The sequence below is a fragment of the Brevibacillus sp. NL20B1 genome, assembly GCF_018195675.1.
GTDB lineage: Bacteria > Bacillota > Bacilli > Brevibacillales > Brevibacillaceae > Brevibacillus > Brevibacillus aydinogluensis.
In genome coordinates this window covers 41,162-61,235 of sequence record NZ_JAGTPT010000014.1, presented here as the reverse complement: position 1 = coordinate 61,235, position 20,074 = coordinate 41,162, and the positions used below count along the sequence as shown (strand labels likewise).

Genomic DNA, 20,074 nt, shown 5'->3' with positions numbered 1-20,074 from the left:
GTTCATACAGTCAATCGTATCACAATCGGAAGGCGAATGAAAAACGGGTTTGCCGCCGTCGCGCTGCCGCGCTTTTGACAGGAACGGGCAACATTTGGCCGCCCGTGGGTTACACTAACGCAAGAAAACGGGCAAAGGAGTAGGGACGGCATGGCGATATGGAGTGCCTTTTTCAATCTGGTCCTGGTCGCATTTCTCGTCTTTCTCAACGGCTTTTTCGTGGCGACCGAATTTGCCATCGTGAAGGTGAGGGAATCGCGCATCGCCCAACTGGTAGCGGAAGGAAACAGGCGGGCGGGCGACGTCGAACTGGTGCTGGACAACCTGGATGCCTACCTGTCCGCCACCCAGCTGGGGATCACGCTGGCGTCGCTCGGACTGGGCTGGCTGGGGGAACCGGCCGTCGCCCATCTGCTCCACCCTGTCTTCCGCTACTTTGGGCTGAACGAGACGCTGGTCGGCAGCATCTCCTTTATCGTCGCGTTCTCCATCATTACTTTTTTGCACATCGTGCTGGGCGAGCTGGCGCCAAAATCGCTGGCCATCCAGCGCTCCGAGAAGGTCTCGATGTTCGTGGCCCGTCCCATCCGGATGTTTTACAAGCTGATGTACCCGTTTATCGCCTTTCTCAACTGGGCGGCGGCCAAGATTCTCAGGATGCTCGGCATTAGCATGGAACCGCATCAGGAAGCGCACACGGAAGAAGAAATCCGCATCCTTGTCAACGAGAGCCACAAAAGCGGCCTGATCGACCAGACCGAGCTGATGCTGGTGGACAATATCTTTGATTTTTCGGAGACAATGGCCCGGGAGATCATGGTGCCGCGCACGGACATGGTGGTGCTCAACCTGCGCGACCCGTTAGAAGATAACATCAAGGTCGTGCAAAACGGCCGCTTTACCCGCTACCCGGTGGTGGACGGGGACAAGGACCACGTGGTCGGCAGTTTGCATATCAAGGATTTGTTGACCAGCCTGCTGGAAGGGGAGCAAAAAAGCCTGGAGCAGTTGAGCCGCCCAGTGCTGACCGTTCCGGAGACGATATCCATCAGCCGGCTTTTGACCATGCTGCAAAAACAGCGCAGCCAGATGGCGATTATCATCGACGAGTACGGCGGCACGGCAGGTCTGGTTACAGTGGAAGACATAATGGAAGAAATTGTCGGCGACATTCAGGACGAATTTGACGACGAGCGGCCGGAAATCGAGCGGAAAGACGACCTGCTGTCGCTGGACGGCCGCATGCTGCTGGAAGAGGTAAACGACTACCTCGGGCTTGATCTGGACGACAGTGAGGTGGACACGCTGGCCGGCTGGATCTACATGCAGATCGACCATCCGCCGCGCGTGGGCGACGTGGTCAGAGACGGCGGCTACGAATTCATCGTCGGCGAGGTGGACCATTACCGAATCACCCGTGTATGGGTAAAAAGAGGAACGAAGGAAGCGGGGCAACAAGCGTAAAACATCTTTTCAACGCCGCAAAGTATGCTATAATGGAACACAAGTTTTCTGTTATTGCAGAGTGAGAGCTTAGAGGAGGAAGAACAGATGAGACGAGCTGTACATGCTGTACTGGCCGCATGTCTGTCGATTGCACTGACGGCGTGTGGCAACCAATCCGGCCAACAGACGGACGCAACCGCGACCGCTGCCAACGGCCAGCAAATGGTGAAGCTGGGGCTGACCCAATTCGTGGAACACCCGGCGCTGGATGCGATTCGCCAGGGAATTGTAGACGGATTGAAAGCAGCCGGATATGAAGAAGGCAAAAACGTGGAGCTGGATTATCAAAACGCCCACGGTGACATGAACAACACGGTCTCGATTGCACAAAAATTCGCCGGCGACGGAAAGGACCTGGTCGTGGCCATCGCCACGCCATCCGCTCAGGCAGCAGCCAAGGCGATTACAGATAAGCCCGTGATCTTCAGTTCCGTGACGGACCCGCTGTCCGCCCAACTGGTCAGCAACCTGGAGAAGCCGGACAAAAACGTGACCGGCACCTCTGACAAGGTGTCGATGGAGCAGCAGCTGGAGCTGGTCAAACGCTTCCTGCCAAACCTGAAAAAGCTGGGCGTCATCTACACCACGTCGGAAGTGAATTCCGAGGTGCAGGTGAAGGAACTGGAAGAAGCGGCGAAAAAACAAGGGGTCGAGGTCGTTAAGGCAGGCATCTCCCAGCTGTCCGAAGTGCAGCTCGCAGCCCAGGGACTGGCCGGCAAGACGGAGGCCATCTTCATCCCGATTGACAACACCGTGGTCTCTTCATTTGAAGCGGTGTTGGGCGCGGCGGAACAGCACAAGGTGCCGGTTTTCGCTTCCGACACGGATACGGTAAAACGGGGAGCCGTGGCCACCTACGGCATTGATTACTACCAGATCGGCAAGCAGACCGGAGAGATGGCCGTCCGCATTTTGAAGGGACAGAAAGTGGCCGACACGCCGGTGGAAGTGTCCAAACAGACCGAGCTGTACATCAACGAGACGGCAGCTGCCAACTTTGGCATTGCCGTTCCCGATGAATTAAAACAGCAGGCGAAAGAAATCTTCAAGTAGAAAAAGAGAGCCTTGCTCTCTTTTTCTGTTTGAATTGTGTTTCCATCGTGGTAAAATGAAAAAAATTTTATAATTAGGGGGGTTTTTTACATGAGAAAGCAAAAGTATTGGCATGTCGTCCAGAAAATTCTGTGTCCTTTGCTACTTTTATCCGTTGCAGCGTGTGGGCAGCAAAGTGCTCCGGCGGACAGTCAGCCGGCCAACGATCCTGCCCAGGATACGAAGCAATTGAAGGTGGGCATCGTGCAGATCGTGGAGCATCCGGCACTTGATGCGGCGCGGGAAGGCTTCATTGCCAAGCTGGGGCAAAACGGCTACGAGAAAGACAAACAGGTGGTCTACGACATCAAGTCGGCCCAAGGTAACATGGATCAGGCTGTGCAGATCGCGCAGAAGTTTCAGGCGGACAACGTCGATCTGATCCTGGCCATCGCCACGCCGGCCGCTCAGGCAGCCGCTCAGGTGACCAAGGATATTCCAATTCTCTTCACCGCCGTGACCGATCCGGTGGCGGCTTCGCTGGTGCAAACAATGGAAAATCCGGGCGGCAATGTGACCGGCACGACGGACATGAACCCGGTGGAAGAGCAGTTGAAGCTGGTACAGGAGCTGAAGGCGGACGCCAAGACGGTCGGCATCATCTACAACTCCGGCGAGGTAAACTCCAAGGTACAGGTGGATGCAGCCAAAGCCGCAGCGGAAAAACTGGGCCTGACCATCCGTGAAGCAGCCATCACCAGCCCGACGGAAGTGAAGCAGGCAGCCGAATCGATGGTCGGCAAAGTGGACGCATTCTACATCCCGACCGACAACATGGTGGTCTCCTCCATCTCTGCGGTGATCGGAGTGGCGGAGTCGCAAAAAATCCCGGTGGTGGCCGGCGAGGAAAACTCCGTGAAGAGCGGCGCAATCGCTACCTATGGCATTGACTACAGCAAACTGGGCGAACAGACCGCCGACATGGCGGCCAAAATCCTCAAAGGGGAAGCTCAACCGGCCAGCATGCCTGTAGAGAAGCAGGCGGAGATGAAGCTGGTGCTGAACAAAAAAGCGGCGGAAAAAATGGGCGTACCCCTTCCGCAATCCCTGCTCGACCGGGCAGCTGAAGTGGTCGAGCAATAATCGCAGCAACAGGAGGACGCTATGAACCTGGCATATCTCGGAGCAATCGAACAGGGCTTGCTGTTTGCGATCATGGCCCTGGGCGTGTATCTGACCTTTCGCATCTTGAATTTTCCTGACCTGACCGTGGACGGCAGCTTTGCGCTGGGCGGTGCGCTGGCAGCCAAGCTGATCATTGACGGCACGAATCCGTTTCTCGCCACCCTGGCGGCCTTTGTCGCCGGCGCAGCGGCGGGAGTGTTTACGGGACTTTTGCACACCAAGGGGAAAATCAATGGACTCTTGGCCGGGATTTTGACGATGATCGCGCTGTACTCGATCAACCTGCGCATCATGGAGAAAGCCAACCTGCCGCTTCTTCGCGAGGAAACGCTTTACACGTTTGTCAAAAACCTCGGTGTCCCCAATGTGACCGTGGGCGGGGAGGTGCTGTTGACCGGTGTGGCAATTGTATTTTTCATTGGTATTCTGCTGCTGAAAGCACTGATTGATTGGTTCCTGCACACCGACCTTGGCCTCGATCTGAGGGCGACGGGCGACAATCCGAAGATGATCCGCAGTTTCGGCATCAACACCGACACGACCACGATCATCGGCCTGGCCTTGTCCAACGCGCTGGTGGCCGTCTCCGGCGCCTTGGTGGCGCAGTACCAGGGCTTTGCCGACGTGGGCATGGGGATCGGGATGATTGTGATCGGTCTGGCCTCCGTTATTGTCGGGGAAGTGTTGTTTGGCAGCTCCTCCATTGTCCGGGCGACCATCGCCGTCATCGGCGGCTCGCTGGTCTACCGGCTGGTGATTGCCCTGGCGCTGAACAAAGGGCTCAATCCGTCCGACATGAAGCTGATTACCGCGCTGATCGTGATCATCGCCCTGACGGTGCCGACGTTTGCCAAAGGCGTGTGGAAAAGACAAGGGTTCCGTGCGGTGAAAGGGGGGAACGGCGATGCTTAGGATTTCCGGCGTACGCAAAGTATTCAACGAGGGAACTGTCAACGAGAAGGTGGCGTTACGGGAAATCAACCTGCACGTCGCCCCCGGCGATTTTGTCACCGTAATCGGCAGCAACGGGGCCGGGAAATCGACGCTGATGAACATTATTTCCGGCGGATTGATTCCCGACAAGGGCACCGTGACGATTGACGGCAAGGACGTCACCCGGCTGGGTGAGCACCAGCGTGCCACCTTTGTCGGCCGCGTGTTCCAAGACCCGATGGCGGGCACGGCACCCAACATGACCATCGAGGAAAACCTGGCCATCGCCTACGGCCGCGGCCGGCGGCGTACACTGTCGTTTGGCGTTACCAACCGCAAGCGGGAGCTGTTCCGCGAGCACTTGAAACAGCTCGACCAGGGGCTGGAGAACCGTTTGAAGACCAAGGTGGGCTTCCTCTCCGGGGGCCAGCGCCAGGCGCTCAGCCTGTTAATGGCGACGTTTACGGAGCCGAAAATCCTGCTGTTGGACGAACACACGGCGGCCCTGGACCCGAAACGCGCACAGCTGATCGTCGAGCTGACCCGCAAGATCGTGGAGCAGCACCAGCTGACGACGATCATGGTCACGCATAACATGGAACAGGCGCTGAACATGGGCAACCGTCTCTTGATGATGCACGAGGGCAGCATCATTCTGGACATTCCGGAGGAGAAAAAACGGAAGATGAAGCCGCAGGACCTGCTGCAGGCGTTTGAAGCGGCGCGTGGCGAATCGTTCAGCGAAGACCGCTACCTGCTGTCGTAACGCGCATCGTTTACATGCTTGAGCCTTCCCGAAGTGACGGGGAGGCTTTTTCCATTCGCTGCAGGTACAGGTACTGGGCCAGGGCCCCGATGAGCAGCAGCACGGCCGAAGCGCCGAACAGCCATGCGCCGCCGAAATGTAGTAGGACCAGACTGCCCAGATAAGGCCCCGCTGCGCGGGAGATGTCCCAGTGCAGCCCCGTTATGGCAAAATAGCGGCCGCGCATGGAGGGCGGCGCGATCCGTGCCACCAGCGTCAGCAGGTGATTGAGACCGACGCTTTCGCCGAGAATGAGCACGAGCTGGATGGCGAGCAGTACAGCCGCGCTGTCGGACTGGGCGTAGGCTGCGGAGACCGCGGCAAAGCAGACGTATGAACCGGTGATGAGGATTCGCGGGGACACGCGCTGCGTCCATTTGACCAGCCAAAATTCCAGGAAGATGGATGCGGCCGCTTTTGTGGAGGCCAGCATGGCCAGCAGTTCCAGATAATCGGTGAATGTATTCTTCAGATGCAGCTGCAGATTGGTTTCCGTTTGCGCGTAGAACAGGCTGATCGGCATGGCCAACAGCATCAGGTGCAGCGCGGGACGGATTGTGTGCCGGGCGGCGGGAGCAGGCAAGTCCCCGGCGGCGGCCGGTGATGGTGTGCGTGCCGACGACGACACTTCTGGCGCAGACGCCGGTATCTTCCACCAGACGCACGCGGCGTAGAGGACCAGCGAAAACGCCGTCAATTGAAAGGCAAGGCTGGGGTCGCTTTGATAGATCAGCACGCCCACAAGCGGACCGGCCGCAGCGCCGATATAGCTGGCTGTATTCAACAGGGCGAACGCTTCCGACTGGAGCTTGTGAGGGACGGTATCAGCCAGGAGGGCGCGTGCCGCCGGGATGAAGAGGGAGCGGCCCGCACCGTTTATCATGTACAGGATGGCAAAGGCGGCAAGCGAGTGGGCAAACGCCATTCCCAGCATGGCCAGCGCCTGCAGGCCCAGAGCGACCAGCATGACGGATTTGCGTCCGTACCGGTCCGTCACACCCCCTGCGATTAGCGTCAGCGCGATTTCACTGGCGGGCTGCAGCCCGATCACCAGCATGGTCAGGGGAACGGAGCTGCCTGCCTGCTCGTTCAGATACAAGATCAGAAAAGGGGCAATCATGCTGAGAGAGAGCTGCGTCACCAGTTCGCCGAAGAGCCGGACCCAGACCGTGGTCGGATAGCGAGTGAAAAGTGATGTTCGTTTCATGTTTATCCTGGTATCCTTTCTGTATCGGGATTGGGATTGTACCCGATTGTACGCCGGGGGGAACGAAAGAAAAAGCGTACAAAACGACACGTCGTTTTTTCATGTTTTGAGGCGGTGTATGATTATGATCCTGTTTGAACATTATCATCGGCTGTTTGCCGGCTGCCCGCAGGCGGCGATCGACAAGCCCATCACCCTCTCGCTGGCCTGTGCGGCTTCCATCTTGTGCTGCACCCCGCGCAATGCGGCGGCTACGGTAAAAAAGTTAGCGCAGCGGGGGTGGATTGTCTGGCAGCCCGGTAAGGGCAGGGGACATCAGTCCGTGCTGACGTTTCGCATTCATCCCGCTGACGCCGCGCTCTCTGTCGCCAGGGAACTGGTCCGTCAGGGAGAGATTCGCGGAGCACGCGTGTTTGTAGCCCGGTATCGGGAGGAGTTAGGCGAGCTGGAGGAAAGTTTTCAGCGCTGGATGAGCAGTCAGTTTGGCCTGCATGTCAGCAGGAGTCCGGGAAGCAGACAGGACGTGCTGCGGCTGTCCCAGGGCAGGCCGCTGCCCATGCTGGACCCCTCCCGCGTGCTGCTGCGTTCGGAAGCCCATCTGACCAAACATGTATTTGATACGCTTGTTCACTTTGATCCACAGCAAGGTCGTTTTGAACCCCGGCTTGCCTTGTACTGGGAGGCGAATCCCCAGGGAACGGAGTGGACGTTTATCCTGCGAAAAGGGGTCTGGTTTCACCACGGCAGAATGCTGGAGGCGGAGGATGTGCGGTATGCCCTGCTTCGCCTGCGGGACAAATCTCCCCTGCACCAATGGCTTGTCCGGTCGATCCGTGCGGTGGACGTGGTTGACGCGTACACACTGCGGATCAGGCTGCACCATCCGGACAGCCTGCTGCTGCACGCCTTGAGCAAGGAGTTTGCTTCCATCGTCCCGTTTGACTACACGGAGCAGATGGGCGAGCAATTTGGCTGCATGCCATCGGGAACCGGGCCGTTTCGCGTGGTCCGCAATGACGACTCGATGCTGGTGCTGGAGGCGTTTGAGCCGTATTTTGGCGGCCGTCCGTTTACGGATCGGATCGAAATCTGGTGCGTCCCGGACATGACGGGCGAAACGGAAGCCGGATGGCCCGAAATCGTATTCGCCAACGTCCCGGGAAGGGAAAAACAGGATGATTCGCGGTCGACCTGGACGGAGGTGTCCCGCAGCGAGCGCTGCTTTCAGTACCTCGGGTGCAACATGATCAAGCCTGGGCCGGTTACGTCTGCTGCCTTTCGGTCGATCCTTGACCGTATCCTGGATCGCCGGCTGCTGCTGGAGGAACTGGGAGGATTACGGGAGCCGGCGGTCATCTGGGGAGAACAGGAGAGGCGCAAGGTACGAAGTTTCCCGCAGACGAGTGACGCCGAGATTTTGCGGCGCTTGCAGGCGAGCGGCTACAGGGAAGAACCCCTCCGGCTCGTCAGCTATCCTGACCAGGATCACGTCGAGGATGCGGAGTGGATTCGGATGCGCTGCGCCCGTTATGGCATCGATGTTCGGATTGTGTACGTCGAGCCGGAAGAGATGGCCCGACCCGAGACATTCAGGCATGCCGATCTCGTGCTGGACAGCGCCAACATCGACGAGCGGGAAGAACTGTCGCTTTTGGAATTTTTGCACGATCAGGCATTCAGTCCGTGTCACCACCTGCCGCCGGAAGCCGTCAGGGAAGTGACCGCCCGATCAGCGGAACTTACGCGCACCTTCGATGAAAAAAAGCGGCGCCGGCAAATGCAGGCGATCGTGTCCTGGCTGCTTCGGCAGCGGGTGTTTTTGCCGCTGTACCGGAATCGCATCGAACTGCTTGCCCACCCCCGATGGTCAGGCCTTTCACTCAATGCGCACGGTTGGCCAGATTTTTCCCGCATGTTTGTCCGAGCGTGACAGAAAATGTCACATTTTTGTCTGAAACCGCTTACCCCTTTCGTCGTATAATTAGGCAAATACTGCTTCTCACATTTGCAGTGATATTGCAGTGAGTTTCGGGGGAGGAAAAACGATTGTACAGCAAAACCGAAAAGGACAAACAGATTTTGTTTGCGTCCATTCGCTTGATGATCTGCGTTGGCCATGCCGACGGATATATAGGCAATAAAGAATTGACCCGGATTCAGGAGATTGTCAATTCGGAGCATTTCACGCTGAAAGAGCGGCAGATTCTCATGGATGACATGGATTATCCCAAGCGGCCGGAGACAATCGTGGCTGACTTGATGGACCTGACGCGGGCGGAGAAGCTGATGCTGTTGCGCAAGCTGTACCGGATCGCGCTGATCGACCACAAGCTGTCGCAGGCGGAAACGAACGAGATTCGCCGCATCGCTCGCCTGCTGGGGATTCCCGAGGGAAAGATCGCCCAGGTGGAAGCGTGGATCGAAGAAGGCATCCGCTGGCGGGAGCGTTGGAAAAAGATCGTCGACGATTAGGCAGCAGGCGGCGCTCTGAAAGCGAACCGCGTGCAGCTGAAAAACGATGTGCGGACCTCACAGTGGATTGGGGTCCGTTTTTCATTTTTGGTACAATAAGGAGAAAAGCAGGCAGTGCCAATAAGCTCCCCTGCGGGCACTTTGATGTGGCTTGACGAGGAAGAATACTCGAGGTGGCGGCGCCACTACGAAGGAGGACACAACATGTTGCGGATATTGTTGACCAACGATGACGGAATTGAAGCGCAGGGCATCAGGCGGCTGGCGGAAGCGCTCCTCGATCTGAAGAATGCGGAGATTTACGTTGTGGCTCCGGCGGAAGAACGGAGCGGGGTAGGGCACGGCCTCACCTACCGCAGCGCGCTGGCTCCTGTCTCTCACCCCTTTTACGGTCTGCCGGTAAAGGCGTGGGCGATCAACGGCAACCCGGCCGACTGCGTCAAGGCGGCCTGCCATCTGCTGTTTGAAGACCGGCGTAGGCCGGACATCGTCTTTTCCGGCATCAATGTCGGTACCAACCTGGGCCGTGACATCTACTACTCGGGCACCTGCAGCGGGGCAAGGGAAGCGGTCATTCTCGGCGTTCCCGGCGTCGCTCTCTCCTACGACAACTGGTACGCCCAGGACGACTTCGGCCAGGTGGGCGAGCTGATTCGTCCGCTGCTGCACATGTTCTGCGAGCAGGCGGCCGAGAAGAAGCTGCCCGCCGACGTTTTCTTCAACATCAACATCCCCCATCTGCCTCCCGAACAGGTAAAAGGAATCGCGCCGGCAGCGCTCGCCCTGCACCACTACGAAGACAAGTTCGATCGGCAGGACGAGGGATACTGGCTGACACGGGAGTACCCGGATGGCCAGCAGCAGTCCGATGCAGACGACTACTATCTGGTCAAAAACGGCTATATAACGGTCACGCCGGTACATATCGACGCCACGGACCGCTCGCTGTTGGCCGACATGGCCGAGTGGCCGTTGCTGAAGCAGCGGGGTCAGGGCACATCATGACAAGACAGCCGTTTCGTCCGGAAGTCGTGCCCGATCCGTCGCTGAGGTCGCCGACAGCAGCCACGCAGGGGGAAGTGCTGGATGCGACCAACTTTGCCGATTTGTACCGCCTGGCGGGCGAAGAAGGACTGCCCTACTTTGCCCGTCTCAACGCGGCAGGCGACGTGGAGCTGTACCTCGTGTTTGAGAGCGTCGACGCGTTCAGCGAAGCGACCCGGGACGCCGTCTCGGTGGAGTTCAAGACCTACCGCGACAAGCTGCTCGCAGTGATCTGGACTCTCCATGATCCGATCCAGCCGCTCGGCTTCCCGCTCGCGTTTGACATCAAGCGGCCGGAGGAGCATCACATGGCCCTTCGCATGCTGGAACAGGAACAAACACTGCTGCATTACCTCTCCTACGAAGCAGGCCTGCTCACCCATATCTACACGGAAGCAATCACCTTTTCGCCGCAGGAGGCATCGCGGGCGAAAGCGATGATTCGCTCCCTGTACGAAGGGCGGACGGAAGACGTGCCCAGCGAAGCGGCCGTGCAGGAAGAAGCGGTGCAGACCATTTCTGCACTGGAACTGCCCGATCAGGTGCTGGAAGAGACGGGCGTCGCCTATCTGATCGACTACGCCCGCCTGCGCCAGAAGCACGGAGACGAAGGGGCCCAGCACCTGTTGATGAGTGCTGTCCAGCAGGCGGTCTGGGTCATGCGCCGCCACGCCCGCAGCGAGGTGCGCGAGACCGCCTTTACGGTGTGGGCTGCCGAGCAGGGAGAGATGCTCCGGCTGATCGTCACGCCTTCCTTGTCGCACGTGTTTGAGGTGGTGCACATGTCCGCCGACGAGGCCAACCCGTTTGCCCGGTTTCTCTTGGCGCTGCCGGAGTTTGTCCGTACCGAGGAGGCGGTTCCCCTTGAGTGGGGCGCCTATCCGCTGATTCGTATGGAAAACGGCCGGCTGTTTCACCTGGAACTGGACGAAGCCGTGCAGGAAAAGTTGCAGCACTTGTTCGCATCCCGCTGGCCTGCCGCTTCCAATCCGTACGAGCTGAGATAGGGAAAGCGAAACGCCCGTCCGTCACGGCCGTCAGTGAAGAGGCCTGTCCGATCGTTCAACACGCTTGTAAAGTGGTATGTTTGTCGTTTCGGGAAAATATGGGTAAAGTAGTCAGGTTTCCACAAAGGAAACGACAAGCGGCGCTGCGAAGTTAGAGGGACAGATATTCTGCCGGGAAGGGTGAGTAGGATGTACTCTGTTCAACCTTGCGTGTTTGAGGCGGTTTCGGAGTGCGCCCGCCGTTTTCAGGAGGAGGTCGCACAATTGGCCGAACGGTTTGCACTGCGCGTCGACGGCGGCTTCCCCGCGCTGGAGCTGCAGGTCCATCCGCATTTTCGGGCGATCCTGGAGTACACCTTGTGGGGAGATGCCGGCGTGGTCGTAATCCGCGGCAAGGTCGGAACGCAGACCGAGTCGCGGCCATGCAAGCCGATCGCGGTGACGATGAAATTTTCGCTGTCGCACGACCCGGAACTGGACATCGAAGCCAAGAAGCAGCGGATTGAAGAAATCCTTGCCGGTGAAACGGAATTGTCCTGGATTGTCCCGCCGGCTGGACACGTCGGCCATCTGGAGTTGACGCTTCGCTTTGAAAGCAAGCCGGGTTCCGGCTTGGTGGGCGACTACGCCCGCACGGTCCTGGGCATTGTGACCGGAAAGGTGATGGCGGCCTGATCAGTTCCGCTTGAGCTGCACCAATGGTCGAATTTTGCGGCCGGTCGTCGCCGCCCACACCGTTTTCCCCACCAGCGGGCAATAAAAGATCACGGCAAAAAACAAGCGGCTGATGAATAAACTGGTAGGGAGAACCATGGCTCACACCGATGTGCCCAAAAGGGGAGCCTGCCAGAAAGCGGTGGAAAACGGATGGGTGAGTTTACGACGGGGATTTTGTATCCGCGCAAATACGAACCGAAAGTGCTGACTGATCTGCCCAAATCGCGTCAGCCTTACTTCCACAGAAACGTCAATCACCAATGGAACGCCTTTTTCCTGCAGGACGAATGGCTGGAAACGCATCAAACCGTGCAGTTTCTCCTGCAGTTGTCCCGCCATTGCGTGCCGCTGCTCTGGTTTCACGACTCCGAAGAAAATGGATGGGGCTTTCGGCTGTTTGACGGCGGGTACGAGGTATCCTCGGCCACGATCAGCTATTCGCTGGACGTGGAGCTGGCGGAAGCGGAGTTTGGCCGATTGTATCCGCATGTGGATGTGGAGGAAGCCATCAGCGAAAACGACGACCTGCGGCAAAAGTACGAGGAGATCCTGGATCGCGTGGTGCGGTCCGACCAGTATCGACGGGAAGTGGGCAAAGGCATTACCCGGGTGCGTCCCCAGTGTTTCAGCAGGTTTGTCGGACCCAAGCAGGTGCAGCAGATTCGTTCGCTGTTTGACCTGCAGCTCCTGACCGAAGTGGACGAGGAGACCGGCTCCTCCATGCTGTACGACTCCGTCGATCTGTTCAAGGAAATTCTCGGGATCGAGGAGATGGTCTGGGTCAATTACTCGTATCTGGCCAGCGGCGGCCGGGAGTAGCGGAAAAGAGCGCCGATCGCTATTCGATCCGGGAACGAATCAACGTGTCCGTGGCAAGACGGCATCGTCTGTCCCAAAGCATTATGCATGCAAGCTAAACAACGCCCCTGTACGCTTTTTTCGTACCAGGGGCGTTGTTTGGTTTCAAGCCTTTTTCCACTGGGCAAAAATTTCGTCCGCGTCCAACAGCATGATCAGCTTGTCCTGCACGCGGGCAATGCCGCTTAAGTATTTGCCGTCGACTCCGGCTACGATCGGGGGAGCCGGTTCGATCACCTGCCGGGACAGGTAGATGACTTCCGACACGGCATCCACGACGATCCCCACATTCAGCCCTTCCAGCTGCAGGTCGATAAACCGGCTCTCTTCCGTCAGCGGCAGCGGCTCCAGACCGAACATCGTGCGCAGGTTGATGATTGGCAGAATCCGTCCCCTCAGATCAATCACGCCTTCCACGTACGGCGGCGACTTGGGGAAGCGGGTTACCGGCAGCGGCTTGATGATCTCCCGCACCAGCGAGATCGGCAGGCTGTAGGTTTCGTCCCCCATTTGAAACAAAATGGATTGGACGGAATCGCCTTCCGCTTTCCAGTCTGTACCGTCCACATGTTGCAACGTTTCCATCTCCCATGTCCCTCCTGCAACGCAATCCCATTCTTTCATTCTTTACCCGTATTGTACCATGGACAAACGCTGAGAGTGGGAATATTTACCCGGTTTTCTCAGAGCGGGATTACGCCGAGCGACACGAGGACGACCAGTCCCAGGCTGACGCCAAAGCTGATAAAGACGTTGCGGCTGACCGCCATCACGGCCAAGCAGAGCGCGCTGGCGATCAGAAACAGCGGCTGCACCGCCAGTTGCCCCTCGGCCACGAACAGCGAGGGAAAGATGAGCGAGGCAAAGATGCCAAGCGGAATAAAGCTGAGGCCGTTCTTCAGCCGGGCGGAAAAGTGGCGGCTGGGCAAGCGGAGAAACGCCCGACGCGACAGGTAGGTGGCCACCGCCATCACGAGAAAAAGCAGGAGCGGATGGGTGCTCACGTCGACTCCACCTCCTTGACGTTCGGCGATTGAGCGGTTTCGGTCGGTTCAGCCGCGGGCAGGAAATAGCCGATGGCAAAGGCGAGCAGGCCCGCGACCAGAACGGGCAGCCCGTTGGGGAGCACGAACGTCATCCCGACGGCGGCCGCCCCGCAGAGCACAAATGTCAGGATGCGGACAACGGACAAGAGCTGGTAGTACGCGAGCGCCACAAACATCGCGGTAAAGCTGAAACCAAGGCCCAGAGCGGCCGGGTCCGGTATCCACTGGCCGGCCACTGTTCCCAGCCAGGTGCCCAGGCACCAGGCAATGTACAGCGAAAGGCCGACCCCGAGAATGTACGACGTGTCGCTCGGATAGCGGCGAAAACGGTTAAGGGTAATGGCGTACTGCTCGTCGGTCAGCAAAAAAGCGAGCGCATTCACCTGGGCGGGCGAAAAGCGCTGATAGTAGGGAGACAGCGACAGGCCCATCAAAAAGTGGCGTGCATTTAACAGACAAGTCGTCAAGATGATTGCCCAAAAGCCAGCGTGTTCGGCGATCATGGAGCTGGCCGCAAACTGCGCTGCCCCTGAATAGACGAATAGTGACATCGCCATGCTTTCCCAGGCGGCCAGGCCGGACTGACCGGAGAGCATGCCGAAGATGGCACCAAACAAGACGTAGCTGGCCGTAATCGGCAGGGCGTCCAGCACACCCTGCTTCCACGCTGCGGGTTCACTCGTGTTCATGTCATCAACTCCTTTTGTTCGTGCAGCAGACGGGCGATGATGGCCATCCCCCTGTCGATCTGTTCCGGCCGTTCGTGCGTAAAGCAAAGCCGGATATACGGCTGTTCTGCCTCCCGCAGCAAAAACATATCGCCGCAGGCAATCAGAACCCCCTGTTCCCGGCAGAGCGTCATCAGCCGGCGGGGGTTGATCTCTTCAGGCAGGGACAGCCAGAAATAAAACCCGCCGGCCGGCCGTTCCCAGCGGATGCCGAGAGGCCCCAGCCGTTCCAGATGGCGTTCCATGATCGCCGCCTGCTCGGCGTATTGGCGGCGTGCGTCCGTCAGGTGCGGGAGCAGCGCGCCGTCGCGGAGAAAGGCGGCCACTGCCAGCTGTCCCAGCGTATTGGTGGTGATCGACAATTCCTTCAGCCGGGTCAGCAAGCGCACAAATGGACGGCTGGCCGCCACCCAGCCGATGCGCAGGCCGGGGAACAGCAGTTTGGAAAACGTGTTCAGGTAGATGACGCTGCCGGTCTCATCCAGCGCCTTCAACGGCGGCGGCGGTTCCTCCGCGAGATGCAGGTGCCGGTAGGCGTCGTCCTCGACGATGGGAATGCCGTATCGTTCGCTCAGCGCCAGGAGCCGCTTGCGGCGTTCAAGCGACAGCGTCCGGCCGGTCGGATTGTGATACGTCGGCACCGTGTAGAGAAAGCGCGGCCGGCAGCGGGCCAGTACGCCTTCCAGGACGTCGATGCGCATGCCGTCCGCATCCAGCGGCACCGGCACGATCTGCAGGCCAAGCGACTGGAAGAGCTGCAGCGAGCCGAAATAGGTGGGCATTTCCGTAACGATGCAGTCGCCGGGCCGGGCCAGCAGGGTGGTGATCAGGTACAAGCCTTCCTGGGAGCCGCTGGTAATCGTCACCTGCTCCGGAGATGAGATCTGCTCCATCCCCATCCACTCCACCAACAGTTCCCTGAGCTGGGGCAGCCCCTGCACCGAGGTAAAGTAATACGAAGGCAGCTCTTCTGCCGTCGCCTTCACGTAGTCGGAAAAGCGGGAGGAAGCCAAGGTGTGCTTGCCCCCGTCACCGTGGGCAAAGTTGATGGGATTCGGACAGCGGTCGGTGACCTCCAGCAGCTCCGCCATGTGCGACGGGGAGGCGGCCAGCGATTCGTAACCGTGCTGGCTGTTCCAGTCAATCCGCCTGATGCGCGGAGCGGGCGGGAGGGCTTCCACGTACCGGCCGCTGCCCATCCGGCTGGCGATGAATCCTTCCGCTTCCAGTTCGGCATAGGCCCGAACCACCGTATTGCGGCTCACCCCCAACTGCGCGGCCAGTTTCCGCTCCGGTGGCAAAGGGGAGCCAATTGCCAATTCGCCGCTTAATATTTGATAGCGCAGCTGATTGTACACACGTGTGTAAATCGGTTTTCGCCCCATGATGCCGCCCCTTTTCAGTCTGTGCTTTGCTCTCCACTATACCGGCTCCCGTAATAAAATAAAAGAGCCAATTTTCCGGCAATAAAAAGCCAAACAGACGGACTGGACCATAGGGGCCAATCCGTCCGTAAAAAAGGGGGGAGCCGGTTACGGCTCCCGCAGCTCGTCCAACGAGATCCCTTGTTCCAGGGCAAATTCAAAGTCGTCTACATCGTAAAACTGAACGGGTACGACATATTCCAAAATCCGATCCTGGTAATCCGTCTGGTCGGTGATCAGCGGTATCTCAAAACGCATCGATGTGAGCAGCAGTTGGGTCTCCACCGGATCAAACAGTTCTCCCCACATGGCGTTGTCGTCTACCTTGACCACGTTGAGCGTCACGCCGTTTGGAAACGAAAACGGCACGATGGACCAGGGAGCGATCAGGCCCTTTTCCATGCGCTTGCGGTTGAACGGATCGGAGAAGAACTGAATCATTTCCTTCATGATCTTGCGTACGTGCTGATCGTCGGCCGGGATCGGCATGATCGGTTCCGGGCTATGATAAAACTCGTCCAATTCGTAGATTGTCGACGCGGGTATGTAATACTCTACAGGTTGCGACGGTGCCATTAATTCCCCGTAGATGGCCAGCATGATCGCTTCAATAACGAATTGTTTCGGCATTTCGACAACCCTCCTCGTAACCATCATACTGAAATCGGAAGTTGACAACAACCCTGGGGAGGGGGCCGAGCACACCTGCTGGACAGTAAAGGGGGAAGCATGGCAGAGAAAAACTTGACGGCCTGCTGCTCGCAATAGCGCAGCAGGGCGGCAACAGCATCGAAACATAAGGAAGCAGCCGCATTCCAGATGAAACACAAGGCAACAAAAAAGCTGAGACAAGGGTCTCAGCATCTGACTGAAAACAAACTATTTATCTGGTAAGTGTTCACAAGGAAACGATCTTCCATCGTTTCCAGGCCGAAAGGCCTGCACATTCATTAACCAAAGCTGAAGACAAATTACTTCTCATGGAGTGATGGGCCAAGCGAGCTCCTTTGACGACCGGCTCAGCGGAAAAACGCTAGACGCGGGGAAAAACAGGGGGCACAAGTCTCACTTCGTCGAAACCCCCAGATGTTTGCCCCCTGCCCGCGTCGCGTTTTGCAGCGGACATCATCCACTTCTTTGCTGGTCGTCAAGAGAGCGAGCGGGCCCGAGCACCCATGTGCCACGAACTTTGTCTGTATGCTGACCTGAGACCCTTGTGTCTCAGCTTGTTGGCTTTCCCGGAAACGCAGAGGACGGCAGGCTTGTCCAGTCTGGAGATCCACTCTGCCTGCCTTTGCCGTCATGCCGAATACGACACAGTACGGCAGGGCATGCAGCTAGTTCCTGGCTGCGGCGCTCCGGTCGGAACGCGTAAACCAGCGGAACGGATTGAGCGACCAGCGCGCTTGATGACGCTCCAACCGCTCTTTTCGCCGGGTCAGGCGCTGCTGCATGAGATCCATTTCAAATGTGACGCGGCGCATCTCCAGCCGCAGCGACTCTTGCATCTCCTCGATGTCGGCGATTTTTTGCAAAATGGTGGACTGCAGTTGGTTCAATGACGACAGTTGGGCCAGCTCATGCTGAAACTGAACGATCATCTCCTGCACGGTCAGCTCCATCTCGCGAAGGCCGGCTGCTTTTGGCCCGGTCACCACAACGGATTGTTCCTGAGCGGCGGCCGTTTCCTCCTCGGCCAGCATGTCCGCCGGAATGCGTCCTTCTTCAATCAACTGACGCTGTATGTCACGCAGGGAGTAGTTGCCTTCGTCCTTGCGTTGTTTGACTTCTTTCAGCAAGGAAAACCCTGTTTCACTGATCAGGTAGTGACCCTGAGGATTTTTTTGCCGCTCCTGCGGCGGCACGAACATCTCCAACCAGTTTCGCAACGTCCGGACGTGAACATCCAACCGATCCGCCACTTCCTTGGAAGCCATCCACACTTGTACATCCATCCCGAATCACTCCTTATCCCATCAGGAATTCCCGTGGCCCCATTATAGCACCAATTTTTCCGGGTAAAAGGGAATCGACAAAGGTTCTAAAAACAAGTGGCGTTTCGGCTAATTCGGACAGGTTGGCGATTTTTGTCATGTGTTCGCCGGGCATGGCAGCAAGGACGGGGCCATGCAGCACAGCTCTTCGTTTTGCCCCGGGAATCTCTAGCGGGTACTGCCGCAGGTAAAGGCATAACGACCGGGACACGCGCGTAGAATGGAAGGGACACACGTCCGACACCCCGGATGAAAGGGGACGTGCCATGCAACCGGATCTGATCGTGATACTTACGGTGGCAGCGGCCGCAAGCAGCATCGGCGGGCTTCTCCTGTGCCTGCGCGCCTGGTCGGAAGAGACGCTGTACGCCATGGTCAGCGTCGGCGGCGGTCTGCTGTTGGCGCTTACCCTGCTGGATTTGCTTCCCCATACAATGGAAGGGGGAAGCGAGCGGGCCATGCCGTTGGTGATGTTCGGGTTTGCGTTATTGTTCGCGCTGGAGCTGATCGGAGGAGCGGAGCGGAAAGCCGGCTCCTCCCGCCTGATCGGCCTGTTCAGCGGATTTCTGCTGCATGCGTACGTGGAGGGCGTCTCGCTGATCGCCAGCTATCACCTGGACCATCGCATCGGGTTTTCCGTCCTGCTGGCCATGGTGCTGCACAAGGTGCCGGACGGCGTGATCTTTGCTTCACTGGTGCTGGCGGCGACGCGCTCGCAGTGGAAAGCGTTCTGGGGGACGGCCGCACTGGGGGCCTCCACACTGGCGGGGGCATTCAGCGTAGGGGCGGTGGAACAAATTTTCCCGGACGGATGGTCTTCCGTGGTGATAGCCCTTACCACCGGCGTCTTCCTGTACGTCTCGGCCAGCCATCTGGTGCCGCTGATTCAGAACGGACGGCGGGTATTGGGGGTGTACTTTTTTGCCGGGATGGTTGCGTACCTGTTCGTGACAGCCGTCTGGCTTCCGGGCGGGCATGTTCATGCATAAACAGCCGCCTCCCCAGCCAGCCTAAAAATGGTTGTGGGCCAAAAAAGCCTGGACGGAAGGGAGCGATCATCCATGGAGAACAGAGAAGACTTGACGCCGGCAGGCGAACCGGCGCAGCTGCATGCGGAATTCCCGGCAAACGGAACGCCGCTCAATCCGGTGGAAGAATCCTGGGTCTTTTCCAACAGTGCAGCCGCTCCGGCGGACGATTTGGCAAAAGCGATGCAGCAGGGAGAATAACCGATGGAAGCGGTCCCGTTTCGCGTTTTTCCAGCAGACTCTCGTAACCGAGGACAAGATCGGTTATAATGTCAGGGGAAAAACGTTGAAAAGGGGCCGATACATAATGAATACATTGTTGCAAGGCAAGAACTTCGTTATCATGGGCGTGGCCAACCACCGCAGTATTGCCTGGGGAATTGCCCAGTCCCTGCACAAGGCCGGGGCCAACCTGATCTTTACCTATCAGGGGGAGCGGCTGCGGGAAAACGTGGCGCAGCTGGCCCAAAGCCTCGGCGGCGAGCCGATTTTGATTAACTGCGACGTGACCAAGGATGAAGAAGTGGAAGCTGCGTTCGCCCAAATCAAGGAAAAAGTGGGCGTCATCCACGGACTGGCTCACTGCATCGCGTTTGCCAAGACGGAAGAGCTGGAAGGCGAGTTTGTCAACACGTCCCGCGACGGCTACGCGCTGGCGCAGGACATCAGCGCCTACTCGCTGGTTGCGGTGACGCGTGCCGCTCGTCCGCTGATGACCGAAGGCGGAAGCATCGTCACCCTGACCTATCTGGGCGGCGAGCGCGTCGTTGCCAACTACAACGTCATGGGCGTTGCCAAAGCGGCGCTGGATGCCTGCGTCCGCTATCTGGCGAGCGACCTCGGCAAAGACAACATCCGCGTCAACGCCATTTCCGCCGGACCGATCCGAACCCTGGCGGCAAAAGGCGTGCGCAACTTCAACAGCATGCTGAAGGAAATCGAGGAAAAAGCACCGCTCCGCCGCACCGTGGACCAATCCGAGGTGGGCGACACGGCGCTCTTCCTGTTCAGCCATCTCTCCCGCGGCATCACGGGCGAAATCATCCACGTCGATGCCGGCTACAACATCATGGCACGATAAACGGCAG

21 protein-coding genes are annotated in these 20,074 nt (G+C 58.3%); 14 read left to right on the top strand and 7 right to left on the bottom strand.

Annotation, left to right across the window (positions count from 1 at the left end; all coding sequences use genetic code 11):
• Positions 1 to 150 precede the first annotated feature (150 nt).
• The 5 genes from KDN35_RS11330 (at position 151) to KDN35_RS11310 (ending at position 5,422) form a co-directional block, all read left to right on the top strand.
• Entirely contained in the window at positions 151 to 1,464 is a 1,314-nt protein-coding gene (locus tag KDN35_RS11330) for a hemolysin family protein (RefSeq protein ID WP_171567057.1), read from the top strand.
• 87 nt (positions 1,465 to 1,551) lie between these two features.
• Positions 1,552 to 2,559 (top strand): ABC transporter substrate-binding protein, encoded by a 1,008-nt coding sequence (locus KDN35_RS11325; RefSeq protein WP_212132749.1) that lies wholly within the window; start codon positions 1,552 to 1,554, stop codon positions 2,557 to 2,559.
• 90 nt (positions 2,560 to 2,649) lie between these two features.
• The gene (locus KDN35_RS11320) at positions 2,650 to 3,681 is read left to right on the top strand and encodes an ABC transporter substrate-binding protein (RefSeq protein ID WP_171567053.1); all 1,032 of its coding nucleotides are present in this window, start codon (positions 2,650 to 2,652) and stop codon (positions 3,679 to 3,681) included.
• 21 nt (positions 3,682 to 3,702) lie between these two features.
• Positions 3,703 to 4,635 carry an ABC transporter permease gene (locus tag KDN35_RS11315; protein ID WP_171567052.1) on the top strand — a complete coding sequence of 311 codons (933 nt, stop codon included), beginning with the start codon at positions 3,703 to 3,705 and terminating at the stop codon, positions 4,633 to 4,635.
• Positions 4,628 to 5,422, top strand: coding sequence for an ABC transporter ATP-binding protein (locus tag KDN35_RS11310; RefSeq protein ID WP_171567050.1), 795 nt, complete (start codon positions 4,628 to 4,630; stop codon positions 5,420 to 5,422). Before KDN35_RS11315 ends, KDN35_RS11310 begins: the two co-directional genes overlap by 8 nt.
• 10 nt (positions 5,423 to 5,432) lie before the next feature.
• Here KDN35_RS11310 and KDN35_RS11305 read toward each other — a convergent pair whose 3' ends face one another.
• Positions 5,433 to 6,668 carry an MDR family MFS transporter gene (locus tag KDN35_RS11305; protein WP_212132748.1) on the bottom strand — a complete coding sequence of 412 codons (1,236 nt, stop codon included), beginning with the start codon at positions 6,666 to 6,668 and terminating at the stop codon, positions 5,433 to 5,435.
• A 124-nt stretch (positions 6,669 to 6,792) separates the two neighbouring features.
• On the opposite strand from KDN35_RS11305, the gene KDN35_RS11300 reads away from it, so the two are divergent.
• From KDN35_RS11300 to KDN35_RS11275, 6 genes are all read left to right on the top strand, one after another.
• Complete coding sequence (locus tag KDN35_RS11300; RefSeq protein WP_212132747.1) at positions 6,793 to 8,598, top strand: SgrR family transcriptional regulator; 1,806 nt, start codon at positions 6,793 to 6,795, stop codon at positions 8,596 to 8,598.
• 116 nt (positions 8,599 to 8,714) lie between these two features.
• On the top strand, positions 8,715 to 9,140 hold the full coding sequence (locus KDN35_RS11295) for a tellurite resistance TerB family protein (RefSeq protein WP_171567045.1): 426 nt from the start codon (positions 8,715 to 8,717) through the stop codon (positions 9,138 to 9,140).
• Positions 9,141 to 9,344: 204 nt separating this feature from the next.
• Positions 9,345 to 10,145, top strand: a complete 801-nt coding sequence (gene surE, locus KDN35_RS11290; RefSeq protein ID WP_171567043.1) for a 5'/3'-nucleotidase SurE — start codon at positions 9,345 to 9,347, stop codon at positions 10,143 to 10,145.
• Positions 10,142 to 11,191, top strand: a complete 1,050-nt coding sequence (locus KDN35_RS11285; protein ID WP_171567042.1) for a hypothetical protein — start codon at positions 10,142 to 10,144, stop codon at positions 11,189 to 11,191. Before surE ends, KDN35_RS11285 begins: the two co-directional genes overlap by 4 nt.
• Before the next feature lie 264 nt (positions 11,192 to 11,455).
• Positions 11,456 to 11,866, top strand: a complete 411-nt coding sequence (locus KDN35_RS11280; protein ID WP_249179048.1) for a hypothetical protein — start codon at positions 11,456 to 11,458, stop codon at positions 11,864 to 11,866.
• Positions 11,867 to 12,058: 192 nt separating this feature from the next.
• Positions 12,059 to 12,727 carry a hypothetical protein gene (locus KDN35_RS11275; protein ID WP_171567039.1) on the top strand — a complete coding sequence of 223 codons (669 nt, stop codon included), beginning with the start codon at positions 12,059 to 12,061 and terminating at the stop codon, positions 12,725 to 12,727.
• A gap of 144 nt (positions 12,728 to 12,871) precedes the next feature.
• On the opposite strand, the gene KDN35_RS11270 is transcribed toward KDN35_RS11275, so the two are convergent.
• From KDN35_RS11270 to KDN35_RS11245, 6 genes are all read right to left on the bottom strand, one after another.
• A complete protein-coding gene (locus KDN35_RS11270; RefSeq protein ID WP_171567037.1) occupies positions 12,872 to 13,351 on the bottom strand; it encodes a chemotaxis protein CheW in 480 nt (159 codons plus the stop codon).
• A gap of 98 nt (positions 13,352 to 13,449) precedes the next feature.
• The gene (locus KDN35_RS11265) at positions 13,450 to 13,770 is read right to left on the bottom strand and encodes an AzlD domain-containing protein (RefSeq protein ID WP_171567036.1); all 321 of its coding nucleotides are present in this window, start codon (positions 13,768 to 13,770) and stop codon (positions 13,450 to 13,452) included.
• Positions 13,767 to 14,501, bottom strand: a complete 735-nt coding sequence (locus KDN35_RS11260; RefSeq protein WP_171567034.1) for an AzlC family ABC transporter permease — start codon at positions 14,499 to 14,501, stop codon at positions 13,767 to 13,769. Before KDN35_RS11260 ends, KDN35_RS11265 begins: the two co-directional genes overlap by 4 nt.
• Complete coding sequence (gene pdxR, locus KDN35_RS11255; protein WP_212132746.1) at positions 14,498 to 15,925, bottom strand: MocR-like pyridoxine biosynthesis transcription factor PdxR; 1,428 nt, start codon at positions 15,923 to 15,925, stop codon at positions 14,498 to 14,500. Before pdxR ends, KDN35_RS11260 begins: the two co-directional genes overlap by 4 nt.
• Before the next feature lie 147 nt (positions 15,926 to 16,072).
• On the bottom strand, positions 16,073 to 16,594 hold the full coding sequence (locus KDN35_RS11250; RefSeq protein WP_171567030.1) for an ADP-heptose synthase: 522 nt from the start codon (positions 16,592 to 16,594) through the stop codon (positions 16,073 to 16,075).
• Between the two features lie 707 nt (positions 16,595 to 17,301).
• Positions 17,302 to 17,919, bottom strand: a complete 618-nt coding sequence (locus KDN35_RS11245; protein WP_212132745.1) for a MerR family transcriptional regulator — start codon at positions 17,917 to 17,919, stop codon at positions 17,302 to 17,304.
• 305 nt (positions 17,920 to 18,224) lie between these two features.
• Here KDN35_RS11245 and KDN35_RS11240 point away from each other — a divergent pair, with 305 nt between their 5' ends.
• From KDN35_RS11240 to fabI, 3 genes are all read left to right on the top strand, one after another.
• Positions 18,225 to 18,947, top strand: a complete 723-nt coding sequence (locus KDN35_RS11240) for a ZIP family metal transporter (protein ID WP_171567026.1) — start codon at positions 18,225 to 18,227, stop codon at positions 18,945 to 18,947.
• 72 nt (positions 18,948 to 19,019) lie between these two features.
• On the top strand, positions 19,020 to 19,187 hold the full coding sequence (locus KDN35_RS11235; RefSeq protein WP_212132744.1) for a hypothetical protein: 168 nt from the start codon (positions 19,020 to 19,022) through the stop codon (positions 19,185 to 19,187).
• 106 nt (positions 19,188 to 19,293) lie between these two features.
• Positions 19,294 to 20,067, top strand: coding sequence for an enoyl-ACP reductase FabI (gene fabI / locus KDN35_RS11230; RefSeq protein ID WP_212132743.1), 774 nt, complete (start codon positions 19,294 to 19,296; stop codon positions 20,065 to 20,067).
• Positions 20,068 to 20,074: the final 7 nt, after the last annotated feature.

Coding starts and splice junctions, on each gene's coding strand:
- KDN35_RS11330 (WP_171567057.1), top strand. CDS start 151: ATGGCGATATGGAGTGCCTTTTTCAATCTGGTCCTGGTCGCATTTCTC.
- KDN35_RS11325 (WP_212132749.1), top strand. CDS start 1,552: ATGAGACGAGCTGTACATGCTGTACTGGCCGCATGTCTGTCGATTGCA.
- KDN35_RS11320 (WP_171567053.1), top strand. CDS start 2,650: ATGAGAAAGCAAAAGTATTGGCATGTCGTCCAGAAAATTCTGTGTCCT.
- KDN35_RS11315 (WP_171567052.1), top strand. CDS start 3,703: ATGAACCTGGCATATCTCGGAGCAATCGAACAGGGCTTGCTGTTTGCG.
- KDN35_RS11310 (WP_171567050.1), top strand. CDS start 4,628: ATGCTTAGGATTTCCGGCGTACGCAAAGTATTCAACGAGGGAACTGTC.
- KDN35_RS11305 (WP_212132748.1), bottom strand. CDS start 6,668: ATGAAACGAACATCACTTTTCACTCGCTATCCGACCACGGTCTGGGTC.
- KDN35_RS11300 (WP_212132747.1), top strand. CDS start 6,793: ATGATCCTGTTTGAACATTATCATCGGCTGTTTGCCGGCTGCCCGCAG.
- surE (WP_171567043.1), top strand. CDS start 9,345: ATGTTGCGGATATTGTTGACCAACGATGACGGAATTGAAGCGCAGGGC.
- KDN35_RS11285 (WP_171567042.1), top strand. CDS start 10,142: ATGACAAGACAGCCGTTTCGTCCGGAAGTCGTGCCCGATCCGTCGCTG.
- KDN35_RS11275 (WP_171567039.1), top strand. CDS start 12,059: ATGGGTGAGTTTACGACGGGGATTTTGTATCCGCGCAAATACGAACCG.
- KDN35_RS11270 (WP_171567037.1), bottom strand. CDS start 13,351: ATGGAAACGTTGCAACATGTGGACGGTACAGACTGGAAAGCGGAAGGC.
- KDN35_RS11260 (WP_171567034.1), bottom strand. CDS start 14,501: ATGAACACGAGTGAACCCGCAGCGTGGAAGCAGGGTGTGCTGGACGCC.
- pdxR (WP_212132746.1), bottom strand. CDS start 15,925: ATGGGGCGAAAACCGATTTACACACGTGTGTACAATCAGCTGCGCTAT.
- KDN35_RS11250 (WP_171567030.1), bottom strand. CDS start 16,594: ATGCCGAAACAATTCGTTATTGAAGCGATCATGCTGGCCATCTACGGG.
- KDN35_RS11245 (WP_212132745.1), bottom strand. CDS start 17,919: ATGGATGTACAAGTGTGGATGGCTTCCAAGGAAGTGGCGGATCGGTTG.
- KDN35_RS11240 (WP_171567026.1), top strand. CDS start 18,225: ATGCAACCGGATCTGATCGTGATACTTACGGTGGCAGCGGCCGCAAGC.
- KDN35_RS11235 (WP_212132744.1), top strand. CDS start 19,020: ATGGAGAACAGAGAAGACTTGACGCCGGCAGGCGAACCGGCGCAGCTG.
- fabI (WP_212132743.1), top strand. CDS start 19,294: ATGAATACATTGTTGCAAGGCAAGAACTTCGTTATCATGGGCGTGGCC.